Below are 14,971 nucleotides of genomic sequence, written 5' to 3'. Positions count from 1 at the left end.
CCGGCCGCACGAGGCCGGCACCGGTCAGGAACGCGCCCCCGCGCGCTCCGCCGCGTCGCGCTGCGGCTCGGACGGGGCGGGCACGGCGAGGCCCGCGCCCGTCGCCGCCTCGGCCGCCGCGCGCAACTGCTCCGGGCGGACCCCGGCGAGGGCGGTGACGAGACGGCCGTCCGGCCGGACCAGCAGGACGGTGTGCGCCGGGGCGCCCGGATACGCCTCGCCGACCAGCAGCTCCGCCGGTACCGGCAGGGTCCGCACCGCCTCCGCCAGGGCCGGCATGATCCCGGCCCCCGCCCAGTGCCGCCGCTCCCACACCCCGGTGCCCGGCGCGACCAGCACGACGGACAGCGTGGACCGTCCCAGCCGCTCCCACAGCCCGGTGGAGGAGCCGTCCTCCGCGGTGACCCGCACGTCCTCCACCAGCCCGCCCGGGGCGGTGTCCACCGTCGCGTCGGCGTCCGTCGGCGAGGGCAGCAGGGGCGAGGCGCCGTACCCGCCCGGACCGCCGAGCGCGCCCCGCCCCAGGTGGCCGTCGACCAGCAGCGCGTCCTGGGCGCGGGCCGTGCCCGGCACGTAGCTCCGCAGACCACCGCCGCGCAGTATCGGCAGCGCCTGGTCGGCGGCGCGCAGCCGGGCGGCGACCACCGCCCGCCGTTCCGCCTGGTACGTGTCCAGCAGCGACTCGGGCGCCGTGCCGTGCCGGACGAAGGCCAGCTTCCAGGCGAGGTTCTCGGCGTCCCGCAGGCCCTCCTCGAGCCCTTGGCCGCCCAGCGAACCCAGCAGGTGGGCGGCGTCCCCGGCCAGGAAGGCCCGGCCTCGCCGCCACCGGCGGGCCAGCCGGTGGTGGACCGTGTGGACCCCGGTGTCGAGGAGTTCGTAGGGCGACGGCAGGTCGACGTCCTCCCAGCCGGCCAGGGTTTCCCGGACGAGCGCCACCAGGACTTCCGGCGTGACCAGGTCGGCCGCCGGATCGCGGGGCGGCGGCATCAGCCAGTCCAGCCGCCACACCCCGTCCGGCAGCGGGCGCGCCACCACCTCGCCCGCGAACGGGGTCGAGACGCGCCAGGGCGGGGAGCGGTGCAGCACGCCCCGCCCGGGCCAGGGCAGGGCGGCGCGCAGGGTGGCCACCGCGTGCCGTTCCACGGCGGTGCGGCCGGGGAAGCGGATGTCCAGCAGCTTGCGGACCGTGGACCGGGCGCCGTCGCAGCCGACCAGGTGGCTGCCGCGCCACCAGGTGCCGCGGGCCCGGGCGCGCACCTGTGAGCCGTCCTGCTCCAGCGAGTCCAGCCGGCTCCCCGGGGCCAGGGTGATCAGCCGTTCCCGCTCGGCCGCCGCGCGCAGGGCGCCGGTCAGCGCGTGCTGCGGAAGGTGCAGCGGGGCGTCGTGACCGAACTCCGTCGCGCCGGGACCGGACGCCCCGAAGTCGGTCGAGAACGCCGTCCGGCGGCCGCGCATCGCGAACCAGCCGCTCCAGCGCAGCCCCAGCCGGTCGAGACCGCCGCCGGTGATCCGGGTGATCAGCGCCGCGGTGTCCGGATGGAGCACGACCGTGCGGGCCGGGCGTCGCTCGTCGCCGCCCTGCCCCTCGTCGAGGACCACCGTCGGGACCTCCAGGCGCGCCAGCGCGAGCGCGAGGGTGAGCCCCACCGGACCCGCGCCCACGACGAGCACAGGGGCGGAGGGAGGTGGAGCCGGGTGCGCGATCACATGGTTATGCAACCCATTGCAGGTGTCCGCGTCAAGCGACGAAGGCAGTGGCGGGGCCGCCACTGCCTTCGTCGGATGATTCCCGTGTCACCTGGGACGTCACGGAACTGACGTGGTGTCAGTTCGTCGCGCCGCCGAAGCCCGACTGGTCGACGCCTCCGTCAGGTGCGAGGGTCGCGCCGGTGGACTTCTTGGCCCTCCGCAGACGCTTCTCCAGCCAGCTCGCGAACGAGGTGAGCGCGAAGTTGACCACGATGAAGATGATTGCCGCGACCGTGAGGCAGGCGATGATGTTGGCGCCGTAGTAAGAGCTCGCCGTGGTGGCGTTGGACAGCATCTCGGGGAAGGCCAGCATGTAGCCGCCGAGCGCGGTGTCCTTCACGATGACCACGATCTGGCTGACGATGGCCGGCAGCATCGCGGTGACCGCCTGGGGCAGGAGCACCATCCGCATCATCTGGTTCTTGCGCAGACCGATCGCCATGGCGGCCTCGGACTGCCCCTTGGGCAGGGAGAGGATGCCGGCCCGGACGACCTCGGCGAGCACCGAGGCGTTGTAGAGCACCAGACCGGTGACCACCGCGTACAGCGGCCGGGAGTCGCTGCTGACGCCGGTGTACGCGACGTAGACCTCCCGGCAGAAGAGCATCAGGATCAGTACCGGGATCGCGCGGAAGAACTCCACGACCACCGTGGCCGGCACCCGGACCCATGCGTGGTCCGAGAGCCGGGCGATACCGAGGACCGCGCCCAGCGGCAGGGCTATCACCAGGGACAGGGCCGCGGCGAGCAAGGTGTTCTTCAGGCCCGGCAGGAAGTAGGTCGTCCAGGCCTCGCTGCCGAAGAACGGCGACCAGAGGGCCCAGTCGAGCTGGCCCTTCTCGTCGAGCGAGGTGTAGACCCACCACAGCAGCACGGCCACGGCGACCAGGAAGACGGCCGTGTAGATGACGTTGCGGGCCTTGGCACGGGGGCCCTGGGCCTCATAGAGGACCGACGCGCTCATCGCTTCACCGCCACCTTCTTGCCCAGCAGGCCCATCAGCACGCCGGTGGGCAGGGTCAGGCACACGAAGCCGAACGCGAAGACCGCGCCAATCAGCACCAACTGCGCCTCGTTCTCGATCATTTCGTTCATCAGCAGCGAGGCTTCGGCCACGCCGATGACAGCTGCCACCGTGGTGTTCTTGGTCAGCGCGATCAGCACGTTGGCCAGCGGGTTCACCGCCGCCCGGAACGCCTGCGGCAGCACGATGAGCTGCAGCACCTGGCCGAAGTTCAGACCGAGGGCGCGCGCGGCCTCCGCCTGACCGAGTGGCACGGTGTTGATGCCGGAACGCAGCGCCTCGCAGACGAATGCCGAGGTGTAGACGATCAGGCCCAGCACAGCCAGCCGGAAGTTGATGGTGTCGAAGTCTTCACCGCCCCCGAGCTTCACCCCCAGCGTCTGGTTCAGGCCCAGCGAGCTGAACAGGATGATCACGGTGAGCGGGATGTTGCGTACGAAGTTCACGTACGCGGTGCCGAAGGTGCGCATCAGCGGCACCGGGCCCACCCGCATGCCGGCCAGCAGAGTTCCCCATATCAGGGAGCCGATCGCTGAGTAGACGGTGAGTTGCACCGTCGCCCAGAAGGCCCCCAGCAGGTCGTAACCTTCAAGAAAGTCGAACACGATCTCCCGCGCTTCCGCGTGTCGGTTGGCTCAGGGCAAGCGGCCCGTCCCCCCGGCCGGAGCCGGGAGGACGGTGCCGCCGTGGTGAAGCCGCTGGACGTTACTTCTTGATGTCGCCGATCTTCGGCGCGGGCTCGTTCTCGTAGTTCGCGGGGCCGAAGTTGGCCTCGACCGCCTTCTCCCACGAGCCGTCGGAGACCATCTTCTCGAGGGCGGCGTTGATCTTCGCCTTGAGGTCGCTGCCCTCCTTGACGCCGATGCCGTAGTTCTCGTTCGACAGCTCCAGGCCGGCGAGCTTGAACTTGCCCTTGTGGGAGTCCTGGGCGGCGTAGCCGGCGAGGATCGAGTCGTCCGTGGTCAGCGCGTCGACGGCGCCGTTCTGCAGACCGGTCAGGCAGGCGGAGTAGGTCGGGTACTCCTGCAGCTGGGCCTTGGGGGCCAGCTTCTGCTTGACGTTCTGCGCGGAGGTGGAACCGGTCACCGAGCAGAGCTTCTTGCTGTTGAGGTCCTCGGCCGACTTGATGGAGTCGTCGTCGGCACGGACCAGCAGGTCCTGGTGGGCGAGGAGGTACGGGCCCGCGAAGTCGACCTTCTTCTCACGCTCGTCGTTGATCGAGTACGTGGCGGCGATGAAGTCCACGTCACCGCGCGAGAGCATGTTCTCGCGGTCCTGGCTCTTCGACTCCTTGAACTCGATCTGGTCCTCGGAGTAGCCGAGCTCCTTGGCGACGTACTTCGCCACGTCGACGTCGAAGCCGGCGTAACCCTGCGGCGTCTTCTGGCCGAGGCCCGGCTGGTCGAACTTGATGCCGACGGTGATCTTGCCCTTGCCGCCCTCGGAACCGCCCTTGGCGTCCTTCTCGGCGGCGCCCTCACCACAGGCGGTGGCGGTCAGGGCCAGGGCGATGACGGCCGCGGAGGCGGCGGTGACCTTGCGAAGCTTCATGGTGAACATCCTTTGCGTGATGAGGAGATACGACCCGCCCCCGGACGGGGTCCGGAGACGGGAGGTGGCGCGGGCGCCTCGAAGGGTTCCCCGGCGGGTGTCTCAGTGGTGCAGGATCTTGGACAGGAAGTCCTTGGCGCGGTCGCTCCGGGGGTTGCTGAAGAACTGCTCCGGAGCGGCCTCTTCGACGATCCGCCCGTCCGCCATGAAGACGACCCGGTTCGCGGCCGACCGGGCGAAGCCCATCTCATGGGTGACGACGATCATGGTCATGCCGTCGCGGGCGAGCTGCTGCATGACCTCCAGGACCTCGTTGATCATCTCCGGGTCCAGGGCCGAGGTGGGCTCGTCGAAGAGCATCACCTTCGGCTCCATGGCGAGCGCCCGCGCGATGGCGACGCGCTGCTGCTGGCCGCCGGAGAGCTGGGCCGGGTACTTGTCCGCCTGTGCGCCGACGCCGACCCGGTCGAGCAGGGCCCGCGCCTTCTCCTCGGCCACCTTCTTGTCCGCCTTGCGGACCTTGACCTGGCCCAGGGTGACGTTCTCGAGGATCGTCTTGTGGGCGAACAGGTTGAACGACTGGAAGACCATGCCGACGTCGGCGCGCAGCCGGGCCAGCTCCTTGCCCTCGTCGGGCAGCGGCTTGCCGTCGATCGTGATCGAACCGGAGTCGATGGTCTCCAGTCGGTTGATGGTGCGGCACAGAGTGGACTTGCCGGACCCGGAGGGTCCGATGACCACGACAACCTCACCGCGGGCGATGGTCAGGTCGATGTCCTGGAGCACGTGCAGAGCGCCGAAGTGCTTGTTGACGTCCTTCAGGACCACGAGATCGCCGACCGGGGCCGCATCTTCCTTGGCCACCGTTACATCGGTCATCGTTTGCTGGCTCCGTCCTCCTCGGTTTCCGGTGGACCTTAATAACCAGGTCCTACCAGCGCATTACTTCTGAGCGGAAATTGAGCATCACGATCGGATAGCAATCGGACACAAGCCGTAGTTGGGGCGTCCTGCTCCGTACCGGGTGGGTAACGAATCCCCTCACGGCGCTCCTCAACCTGTTCACGGGGTGGTACCTCGATAAGAGGTCCGGGCGGGGAGCGCGCCCGGACGGGACGGCCGAAGGGAGGGCCGAACGACATGAGACTGCTGCTCGTCGAGGACGACAACCACGTGGCGGCGGCCCTGACCGCGATCCTGGCCCGGCACGGCTTCAGCGTCACCCACGCCCGCAACGGCGAGGAGGCGCTGCGCGCGCTGGTGCCCGGCGGCCCCGCCTTCGCCGTCGTCCTGCTCGACCTGGGCCTGCCCGACCAGGACGGGTTCGAGGTCTGCGGCCGGATCCGCAAGCGCACCACCACCCCGGTGATCATGGTCACCGCCCGGGCCGACGTCCGTTCCCGCATCCACGGCCTCAACCTGGGGGCCGACGACTACGTGGTCAAGCCCTACGACACCGGGGAACTCCTCGCCCGCATCCACGCGGTCAGCCGGCGCCGCGCCTCCGAGGAGAGCGTCCCCGGGGCCGAGAGCACCGTGCTCGACCTGGGCACGGTCACGATCGAGCTGTCCACCCGGCAGGTCACCGTCGACGGTGCCGCCGTCGCCCTCACCCGCAAGGAGTTCGACCTGCTCGCCCTGCTCGCGCAGCGTCCGGGCGTGGTCTTCCGGCGCGAGCAGATCATCAGCGAGGTCTGGCGCACCAGCTGGGAGGGGACCGGGCGTACCCTCGAGGTGCACGTCGCCTCGCTGCGTTCCAAGCTGCGCCGGCCGACGCTGATAGAGACCGTTCGCGGCGTCGGGTACCGGCTCGTCGCCCCGGCCGCCTAGGGGACGGGTGCGCAACAGGCTTCTTCCGCTGCTCATCGTCCTGATGGCGGCCATGCTGCTCGCCCTGGGCGTCCCCCTGGCGCTGAGCGTGGCCGCCGCCGAGCAGCAGCGGGTGGTGGTGGACCGGATCGACGACACCGCGCGTTTCGCCGCCCTCGCCCAGTTCGTCCGCAACCTCGCGCCGGGCGACGTCCCCGACGGGGCGGTGGGCGAGCGCGACGACAACCTCGCCCGCGAGCTGGACAGCTACCACGAGGTCTTCGGCATCCGGGCGGGCGTCTTCCTGCGCAACGACGAGCTGGTGACCTCCTCGCCCGGCGACTGGGAACTGCCCGAGGACGGCGAGGTGCGCGCCGCGTTCAAGGAGGCGCTGCTCAGCCGCCCCAGCCACGACCCGGAGCAGGTCTGGCCCTGGCAGGACCGGCGGCTGGTGGTCGCCTCCCCGGTGATCCGGGACGGTGACGTGGTGGCCGTCGTGGTCACCGACTCGCCCACCGACGGGATGCGCTGGCGCACGGTCCAGAGCTGGCTGCTGATCGCCGTCGGCGAACTGGCCGCCATGCTGGTCGCGGTGGGCGCCGCCCTGCGGCTCACCCACTGGGTGCTGCGGCCGGTCCGGGTGCTGGACGCCACCACCCACGACATCGCCACCGGCCGCCTCAAGTCCCGGGTCGCCGCGGCCGGCGGACCGCCGGAGCTCCAGCGGCTGGCCCGCTCGTTCAACGAGATGGCGGACCACGTCGAGGACGTGCTGGAGCAGCAGCGCGCCTTCGTGGCCGACGCCTCCCACCAGCTGCGCAACCCGCTCTCCGCGCTGCTGCTGCGGATCGAACTGCTGGCGCTGGAACTCCCCGAGGACAACGAGGAGATCGCCTCGGTGCGCACCGAGGGCAAACGGCTCGCCCAGGTCCTCGACGACCTGCTGGACCTGGCGCTCGCCGAGCACGCCGAGCCGGAACTGGAGCTCACGGACATCGGCGCGCTCACCGCGGAACGGGTCGCCTCCTGGGCCCCCGCCGCGGAGGCCGGGGGCGTCCGGCTCACCGGCGAGTGCCCCGCCACCACCGCCTGGGCCGACCCGGTCACCCTCTCCAGCGCCCTGGACGCGGTCATCGACAACGCGGTCAAGTTCACGCCCGGGGGCGGCGAGGTGCGGGTGACGGTGGCCGCCAACGGGCAGGCCGCCACGGTGACCGTCACCGACGAGGGGCCGGGCCTCACCGACGAGGAGCTGGACCGCGTCGGCGACCGGTTCTGGCGCAGCGGCCGCCACCAGAACGTCGACGGGTCCGGCCTGGGCCTGTCCATCTCCAGGGCGCTGCTCGCCGCGGCGGCCGGCACGCTGGACTTCGCCCACCACGAACCGCACGGGCTGACGGTGACCGTGACCGTGCCCCGCTCGGCGCCTACGGCTTGACCGAGCGGTAGTACTCCCGGGCGCCCCTGTGCAGCGGCACCGGGTAGGTGTCGATCGCGGTGCGCACGTCGACCAGCTGGGCCGAGTGCACCTTCTCGCCTATCTCGTCCCGGCTGCGGATCACCGTACGGGTGAGCCACTCGGTGAGCTCCGCGTCCACGTCCGCGCGGGTGATCAGCAGGTTGGAGACGGCCAGGGTCTCCACGGGCTCCCCGCGCATCGCCCGCGGGTACGCGGACTCGGGCATGGTGGTGGACCGGTAGTGGCCGTACCTCTCGCCCTGCTGGTGCAGGCGGGCCACCAGATCGCTGTCGACCGGCACGAAGCGGTAGTCGAACCTCTCGGCCAGGTCCTCCAGGCCCCTGGTGGGGATGCCGCCCGACCAGAACAAGGCGTCGATCTCGCCGCGCCGCAGTTTGTCCGGCCCGGTGTCGATGCCGTCGAGGTGCCGGACCACGTCGTCCCGCGGGTCGAGACCCGCCGCCGCCAGGACCCGCTCCGCTATCAGCTGCACACCGGAGTCGTTCGGGCCGATGCCCACCCGGAGCCCCTTGAGGTCGCTGACCCGCCGGACGTCGGAGCCGGCGGGAACGAGCACGTGGAGGTAGTCGTCGTACAGGCGGGCCACGCCGCGCAGCTCGTCCGCCCGGGAACTCTCGGAGTACTTGTACTCCTCCACGGCGTCGGCGGCGGCGATGGCGAACTGGGCGGTGCCGACGGCCACCATGGCCACGTTCTGCCGGGACCCGGAGGACTCCTTCAGCCGCACCGACAGGTCCGGCGTGTCCACGGCCAAGTCCTTCCGCAACTCCTGGCCGTAGACGTGGTACACGCCCGCCTGGGTGCCGGTGCCGAAGACCATCCGCCCGCTCGGCGGGGTCCTGCCCAGGGGCAGCAGCCACCACAGCAACACGGCCAGCACGACCAGGACGACGAACGAGCCGGTCAGGACTCTTCGCCTGCCGATACGGGTCACAGCCGGGAACATGCCTGCGATCCTGCCAGCGGGAGCCCGTCACCGGTAGGCCGGAGATCACGCCCGCGGCCCCGCCGCCCTGTGCGACCGGTCACCGCCCGCGGGCCGGAGAGGACGTCCGGTCCGCTGACGGCTCCGGGCGGTGGCCGGCTCCGGCACCGTGTCCGACGACCGGGAGCCCGCCGTCCCCGCCCTCCCGGCCGAGGGCGTGCCCAGGGCCGGCGGCGCCGGGCCCCCGCTCGACGGTGCGCACGGCGTCTGCCGGTCGATGCGCGCCCGCCTCCGGACCGGGGCGGCCCCCGGGACGCGTGCGGGACGGGTCCGGCGCCCCCTTACCCTTGTGTCCCATGAGCAGCATGGACCGGAGCGACGCGGTGGGCGGGGCAGTGGACGTGGCCGTCGACGAAACAGCCGTCGACGAAACAGCGGTGGGCCTGAAGACCTACGAGGTACGCACCTACGGGTGCCAGATGAACGTCCACGACTCCGAGCGGCTCTCCGGGCTGCTGGAGGACGCCGGTTACGTCCGCGCTCCCGAGGGGTCGGACGGTGACGCGGACGTCGTCGTCTTCAACACCTGCGCGGTCCGGGAGAACGCCGACAACCGCCTCTACGGCAACCTCGGCCGGCTCGCCCCCAAGAAGGCATCGCGCCCCGGCATGCAGATCGCCGTCGGCGGCTGCCTGGCCCAGAAGGACCGCGACACCATCGTGAAGCGGGCGCCCTGGGTGGACGTCGTCTTCGGCACCCACAACATCGGCAAGCTGCCGGTGCTGCTGGAGCGCGCCCGCGTCCAGGAGGAGGCGCAGGTCGAGATCGCCGAGTCGCTGGAGGCCTTCCCCTCCACCCTGCCGACCCGCCGCGAGAGCGCCTACGCGGCCTGGGTGTCGATCTCCGTCGGCTGCAACAACACCTGCACCTTCTGCATCGTGCCCGCACTGCGCGGCAAGGAGAAGGACCGCCGCCCCGGCGACATCCTCGCCGAGGTGGAGGCCCTGGTGGCCGAGGGCGTCTCCGAGATCACCCTGCTCGGCCAGAACGTCAACGCCTACGGCTCCGACATCGGCGACCGCGAGGCGTTCAGCAAGCTGCTGCGCGCCTGCGGGAAGATCGAGGGCCTGGAGCGGGTCCGCTTCACCTCGCCGCACCCGCGCGACTTCACCGACGACGTGATCGCCGCGATGGCCGAGACGCCGAACGTGATGCCGCAGCTGCACATGCCGCTGCAGTCCGGCTCGGACACCGTGCTCAAGGCGATGCGGCGGTCCTACCGGCAGGACCGGTACCTGGGGATCATCGAGAAGGTGCGGGCCGCCATCCCGCACGCGGCGATCACCACCGACATCATCGTGGGCTTCCCCGGCGAGACCGAGGAGGACTTCGAGCAGACGCTGCACGTGGTCCGCGAGGCGCGGTTCGCCCAGGCCTTCACCTTCCAGTACTCCAAGCGTCCCGGCACCCCGGCGGCCACCATGGAGAACCAGATCCCCAAGGAGGTCGTCCAGGCGCGCTACGAGCGGCTGGTCGCCCTCCAGGAGGAGATCTCCTGGGACGAGAACAAGAAGCAGGTCGGCCGGACGCTGGAGCTCATGGTCGCGGAGGGCGAGGGCCGCAAGGACGGCGCCACCCGGCGGCTGTCCGGGCGCGCGCCCGACAACCGGCTCGTCCACTTCACCAAGCCGGACGAGGAGGTGCGGCCGGGTGACGTGGTGACCGTCGAGATCACGTACGCCGCGCCGCACCACCTGCTGGCGGAGGGCCCGGTCCTGGCGGTCCGCCGCACGCGGGCGGGTGACGCGTGGGAGAAGCGGAACGCGGCGGAGGCGGTCAGGCCGATGGGGGTGCTGCTCGGTCTCCCCAAGGTCGGGGTGCCCGCGCCGACTCCCGCGCCGGCGGGTGGCTGCGGCTGCGACTGACCCCGCCGGTCCGGCACGAGCCTTCCGCGCGTGTCCCCGTCCCCTCGGCGGGGGCGGGGGACAGTCCCGCCGCCTCTGCCGGGTGGCCGCACACCCCGCGGCCACCTGCCCGGCCCCCACACCAGCCTTGACACCCCCCTCACGACGGTCACCGTGCCCGCCCGTGCTGCGGGCACAGGGCGGCGCCACCACGGCGAGCGGAAGCCGGCCTGAGCGGACAGCACTGTTCGACCCCCGACCCGCCCCCTTCCCAGGAGGGCTCAGGTTCCGCGGAGCGGACCGTCGCGTGCGCACGTGAGGCCCGCGCCCACCCATGCCGCCCTCGGCGGCACGACTGCCCGCAGACGGAACGGGCCGGCTGGGCCGGTCGCCCGGCGGCACGGTTGCCCGCAGGCGGGGGAGCGGGGCCGGGTGGGGGCCGAGGCGTCGCCGGCAGGGGAGAGCCCGCGCGGGAGCGGTTACGCTGCGATCATGCTTGTCGCCGCCGCCGTCTGCCCCTGCCCCCCGCTGCTCGTGCCCGAGGTCGCCCAGGGGGCCGCGCCCGAACTGGACGCGCTCCGTGCCGCCTGCGACGAGGCGGTGCGCGCCCTCGTCGAGGCGAAGCCCGACCTGGTCGTGGTCGTCGGCGCGGGCGAGCGCGACATGCTGCACGAGGCCGGCGCCACCGGCTCGCTCCGCGGCTACGGCGTGCCCACGGACGTCACGCTGGGCGAGGGCGAGGGCGAGGGCGAGGAAGGGTCCGCGGCGCTGCCGTCGGCCCTCACCGTCGGCGCCTGGCTCCTGGCCCGCTCGAACTGGGCGGGACCCGTCCGCGGCTACGAGGTGTCCCCGCACGGGCGGTCCACGCCGGCCAACGGCGAGGACGGGGTCAACCTCGCCCGGTCGAGCGAGCGCGTCGGACTCCTGGTGATGGGCGACGGCAGTGCCCGCCGGGACGTGAAGGCCCCCGGTTACCTGGACGAGCGGGCCGCCGCCGTGGACGCCGGCATCGCGAAGGCCCTGGCGACCGGTGACCGCGACGGGTTCCTCCTCACCGGCCTCGACGAGGCGCTCGCCCGCGACCTGATGATCTCGGGCCGCTCCCCGTGGCAGATCCTCTCCGCGGCGCACGACGACGACCTCGACTGCCGCCTGCTCTACGACGACGCCCCCTACGGCGTGGGCTACTTCGTGGCCTCCTGGACCTGACCGGCGGCACCGTCCCCGGCCGGCCCCGCGCCGGTGGCGGTCAGTACCCCGGCGGCGGGGAGGACGGCGGCGTGGTGCCGCCGTCACCGCTGTCCGGGCGGCGCACCGGGCCGGGACCCTCGTCGCCGGCCATGCCGGCGCCGCGGCCGTGCGGGCCGCCGCCCTCCTGCTGGGCCAGCCGCGCGGCCGCGTCCTTGGCCTTGCCGGTGCCGCGGTCGATCTTCTCCGAGTACTTGCCCTTGGTGCGCTCGTCGGCCATCCGCGCGGCCTTGTCGATGCCCTGCTGGATCTTGTCCTGGTTCCGCGAGGCGAGGTCGGTGACCTTCTCCTTCGCGGGACCGAGCTTGTTCTTCAGGTTGTCGAGGAAACCGCTCATGGTCCGCCTTCCGTGGTGTCGATACACACCTGTCCGTTTCACACCGTATGTATGCGCACCGGAACCGGCCGGATGCGCGCGTCCGACCGGGGCGTCCACGCACCGCGGTCGGGACCGCTCCCGGGATTTGGGAGACTGGGGCCGTGAGCAGTACTCGTCCCACCCCGCGCGTCATCGCCGTAGTCGGCCCCACCGCCGCCGGCAAGTCCGACCTGGGCGTCTTCCTCGCCCAGCGGCTCGGCGGCGAGGTGATCAACGCCGACTCCATGCAGCTCTACCGGGGCATGGACATCGGCACCGCCAAGCTGACCCCCGAGGAGCGCGGCGGCATCCCGCACCACCTGCTCGACATCTGGGACGTCACCGTCGCCGCCAGCGTCGCCGAGTACCAGAAGCTGGCCCGCGCCCGGATCGACGCGCTGCTCGCCGCGGGCCGGTGGCCGGTCCTGGTGGGCGGCTCCGGCCTCTACGTGCGGGGCGCGGTCGACCGGATGGAGTTCCCCGGCACCGACCCCGAGGTACGGGCCCGGCTCGAGGAGGAGCTGGAGCTGCACGGTCCCGGCCCCCTGCACGCCCGGCTGGCCGCGGCGGACCCCGAGGCGGCGGCCGCGATCCTGCCGTCGAACGGCCGCCGGATCGTCCGGGCCCTGGAGGTCGTCCAGATCACCGGCAAGCCGTTCACCGCCAACCTCCCCGGCCACGAATCGGTGTACGACACCGTGCAGATCGGCGTCGACGTCGCCCGGCCGGAGCTGGACGAGCGGATCGCCCGACGGGTCGACCGGATGTGGGAGGCCGGGCTGGTCGATGAGGTGAAGGCACTGGAGGCACAGGGGTTGCGCGAGGGGCGCACGGCCTCGCGTGCGCTGGGCTACCAGCAGGTTCTGGCGGCGCTGGCGGGGGAGTGCACCGAGGACGAGGCGCGCGCCGAGACGGTCCGCGCGACCAAGCGCTTCGCGCGCCGCCAGGATTCGTGGTTCAGGAGGGACCCGCGGGTGCATTGGCTCAGTGGGGCCGCGGACGACGCCGCCGAGCTGCCCGGGCGTGCGCTGGCCCTCCTCGAACGGCCGGTCACAGCCTGATCACGTCATGGCATCGGGTCGCTCCGGTCGTCATTCCGGCCCCGGGCGCCGTGCCATCATCGTGATCCGATCGACCAGTGGAGTCCCAGTCAGGAGGGCGCGTGGCGATGGAGGCCGGCCCTCGCGACACCGCACACGGGAGGCATGTCACCGAGGGCGACGACGAGCGTGACGAGGCCGCTCCGGTGCCCGGTGCCGACCTGCCCCTCGTGCCCTCGGCACGCACCGGGGACGACGGGTTCCCCGGCGCGGAGTCCGGGCCGGAACCGCACGCCCCCGCCCTGGAGCTCGCGGACGCCGTGGACACCCCCGTGGACACCGACCCCGACGTCGACCCCGACATCGACGTCGACGCCGACGACGAGGTCGGCGAGGACGGTGTGAGCGACGACGGTCCGCCGCCCGACGAGATGTTCCCCGGCCCCGAGGTCGAGGTCGAGATCCGCCCCCGGCGGAGGCTCAGCGCCTGGCACCTCGCGCCCGTGGTGGGACTCGCCGCCGCCGGCTCGCTGATGTTCGCCTTCCCGCTCGCCTTCGACTTCGGCGACAGCGGCGCCGTGATCGCCATGCTGGGCGTCCTGATCTGCTCCTGCGCCGCCGGCTGGGGGCTGGTGGCCGCCCGCAAGGTCGGGCAGAACTGGCCCGGCCTGCCCCCGCGGGGCAGCGGCCGACGGGCCGACTGGCGGGTCGCGCTGGCCTACGCGGTGGTGGTGATCGCCGTCGTCGTGCTCGCGGTATGGCGCGTCGCGCGCCTGCGGTGACCATGGACGCCGGCCCGCCGGGCGCCCCCGCCGGTCCCGGTCCCCGCACGTCACCGGACCTCCTCAGGCCGTACGATCGAAGGATGAGCACGCGGATCGCCTTCCTCAAGGGCCACGGCACCGAGAACGACTTCGTGATCGTGCCCGACCCCGACAACGCCGTGGACCTGTCCCCCGCCGCCGTCGCCGCGCTGTGCGACCGCCGGGCGGGGATCGGCGGGGACGGGCTGCTGCACGTGGTGCGGTCGGCCGCCCACCCGGAGGCCCGGGAGACGGCGGGCGAGGCCGAGTGGTTCATGGACTACCGCAACGGCGACGGCTCGATCGCGGAGATGTGCGGCAACGGCGTCCGCGTCTTCGCCCGGTACCTCCAGCACGCGGGCCACGTCACCGCCGGCGAGGTCGCCGTGGCCACCCGGGGCGGCGTCAAGACCGTCCACCTGGCCAAGGACGGCGACGTCACCGTCCGCATGGGCCGCGCGGTGCTGTCCGACGACCAGGTGACGGTGTCCGTCGACGGCCGCAGCTGGCCCGCGCGCAACGTCAACATGGGCAACCCGCACGCCGTCGCCTTCGTGGAGGACCTCGCGCACGCCGGGAACCTCTACGCCCCGCCGCCGTTCGCGCCGGCCTCGGTCTACCCGGACGGGGTCAACGTCGAGTTCGTGGTCGACCGCGGCCCGCGCCACGTCGCGATGCGGGTGCACGAGCGCGGCTCCGGCGAGACCCGCTCCTGCGGCACCGGCGCCTGCGCCGTCGCCGTCGCCGCGGCCCGCCGGGACGGTGCCGACCCGGCCGTCGCCGGGACCCCCGTCACGTACACCGTGGACCTGCCCGGCGGTCGTCTGGTGATCACCGAGCATCCGGACGGCGAGATCGAGATGACCGGCCCGGCGGAGATCGTCGCCGAGGGCGCCGTCGACGCCGACTGGCTGGAGCGTGCCACCGCCGCGAGGACCCTGGCGGTGCGGAACGCATGAAACCGGGCGGAAGGGAGCGGGCCGGGGTCGTGGGACCCTCCGCCGCGCGCGCGGCGGAGCGCCACGCCGCGATGCCCGCCCCCTTCCCTCGAACGGGTGATCCCGTTCACGCTCGGCGAGA

Annotated in this window: 14 protein-coding genes; 7 read left to right on the top strand and 7 right to left on the bottom strand. The window is 72.5% G+C overall.

The features are described from left to right. Positions 1-24 precede the first annotated feature (24 nt). The 5 genes from A2U95_RS04065 to A2U95_RS04045 form a co-directional block, all read right to left on the bottom strand. The gene (locus A2U95_RS04065; RefSeq protein WP_240957193.1) at positions 25-1,707 is read right to left on the bottom strand and encodes an FAD-dependent monooxygenase; all 1,683 of its coding nucleotides are present in this window, start codon (positions 1,705-1,707) and stop codon (positions 25-27) included. A gap of 118 nt (positions 1,708-1,825) precedes the next feature. Continuing rightward, the gene (locus A2U95_RS04060) at positions 1,826-2,713 is read right to left on the bottom strand and encodes an amino acid ABC transporter permease (protein WP_166020854.1); all 888 of its coding nucleotides are present in this window, start codon (positions 2,711-2,713) and stop codon (positions 1,826-1,828) included. Next, positions 2,710-3,378, bottom strand: coding sequence for an amino acid ABC transporter permease (locus A2U95_RS04055; RefSeq protein ID WP_166020853.1), 669 nt, complete (start codon positions 3,376-3,378; stop codon positions 2,710-2,712). Before A2U95_RS04055 ends, A2U95_RS04060 begins: the two co-directional genes overlap by 4 nt. Before the next feature lie 100 nt (positions 3,379-3,478). Beyond that, entirely contained in the window at positions 3,479-4,324 is an 846-nt protein-coding gene (locus A2U95_RS04050; RefSeq protein WP_166020852.1) for a glutamate ABC transporter substrate-binding protein, read from the bottom strand. 102 nt (positions 4,325-4,426) lie between these two features. Further along, a complete protein-coding gene (locus A2U95_RS04045) occupies positions 4,427-5,203 on the bottom strand; it encodes an amino acid ABC transporter ATP-binding protein (RefSeq protein ID WP_166020851.1) in 777 nt (258 codons plus the stop codon). Between the two features lie 261 nt (positions 5,204-5,464). On the opposite strand from A2U95_RS04045, the gene A2U95_RS04040 reads away from it, so the two are divergent. Continuing rightward, positions 5,465-6,154 carry a response regulator transcription factor gene (locus tag A2U95_RS04040; protein ID WP_166020850.1) on the top strand — a complete coding sequence of 230 codons (690 nt, stop codon included), beginning with the start codon at positions 5,465-5,467 and terminating at the stop codon, positions 6,152-6,154. Positions 6,155-6,161: 7 nt separating this feature from the next. Beyond that, positions 6,162-7,571 (top strand): sensor histidine kinase, encoded by a 1,410-nt coding sequence (locus tag A2U95_RS04035; protein ID WP_166020849.1) that lies wholly within the window; start codon positions 6,162-6,164, stop codon positions 7,569-7,571. On the opposite strand, the gene A2U95_RS04030 is transcribed toward A2U95_RS04035, so the two are convergent. After that, on the bottom strand, positions 7,561-8,559 hold the full coding sequence (locus A2U95_RS04030) for a TAXI family TRAP transporter solute-binding subunit (protein ID WP_166020848.1): 999 nt from the start codon (positions 8,557-8,559) through the stop codon (positions 7,561-7,563). The two genes, A2U95_RS04035 and A2U95_RS04030, sit on opposite strands and share 11 nt — an antisense overlap. 335 nt (positions 8,560-8,894) lie before the next feature. On the opposite strand from A2U95_RS04030, the gene miaB reads away from it, so the two are divergent. Both miaB and A2U95_RS04020 read left to right on the top strand, forming a co-directional pair. Continuing rightward, a complete protein-coding gene (miaB, locus tag A2U95_RS04025) occupies positions 8,895-10,463 on the top strand; it encodes a tRNA (N6-isopentenyl adenosine(37)-C2)-methylthiotransferase MiaB (RefSeq protein WP_166020847.1) in 1,569 nt (522 codons plus the stop codon). A gap of 471 nt (positions 10,464-10,934) precedes the next feature. Further along, positions 10,935-11,651, top strand: coding sequence for a class III extradiol dioxygenase subunit B-like domain-containing protein (locus A2U95_RS04020; protein ID WP_166020846.1), 717 nt, complete (start codon positions 10,935-10,937; stop codon positions 11,649-11,651). Positions 11,652-11,691: 40 nt separating this feature from the next. Here A2U95_RS04020 and A2U95_RS04015 read toward each other — a convergent pair whose 3' ends face one another. Then, positions 11,692-12,027, bottom strand: a complete 336-nt coding sequence (locus A2U95_RS04015; protein WP_166020845.1) for an antitoxin — start codon at positions 12,025-12,027, stop codon at positions 11,692-11,694. A 143-nt stretch (positions 12,028-12,170) separates the two neighbouring features. Between A2U95_RS04015 and miaA the strand changes: the two genes are divergently transcribed. The 3 genes from miaA (at position 12,171) to dapF (ending at position 14,850) form a co-directional block, all read left to right on the top strand. Then, entirely contained in the window at positions 12,171-13,109 is a 939-nt protein-coding gene (gene miaA / locus A2U95_RS04010; protein WP_166020844.1) for a tRNA (adenosine(37)-N6)-dimethylallyltransferase MiaA, read from the top strand. Positions 13,110-13,420: 311 nt separating this feature from the next. Next, entirely contained in the window at positions 13,421-13,870 is a 450-nt protein-coding gene (locus A2U95_RS04005; protein ID WP_240957414.1) for a hypothetical protein, read from the top strand. An 83-nt stretch (positions 13,871-13,953) separates the two neighbouring features. Then, positions 13,954-14,850 carry a diaminopimelate epimerase gene (dapF, locus tag A2U95_RS04000; protein WP_166020843.1) on the top strand — a complete coding sequence of 299 codons (897 nt, stop codon included), beginning with the start codon at positions 13,954-13,956 and terminating at the stop codon, positions 14,848-14,850. Positions 14,851-14,971 lie beyond the last annotated feature (121 nt).

The organism is Streptomyces chilikensis, from assembly GCF_001642695.1.
In the GTDB taxonomy this organism is placed as follows: domain Bacteria; phylum Actinomycetota; class Actinomycetes; order Streptomycetales; family Streptomycetaceae; genus Streptomyces; species Streptomyces chilikensis.
The sequence above is the reverse complement of the archived record's forward strand: the minus strand, read 5'-3'. Positions and strand labels throughout refer to the sequence as shown.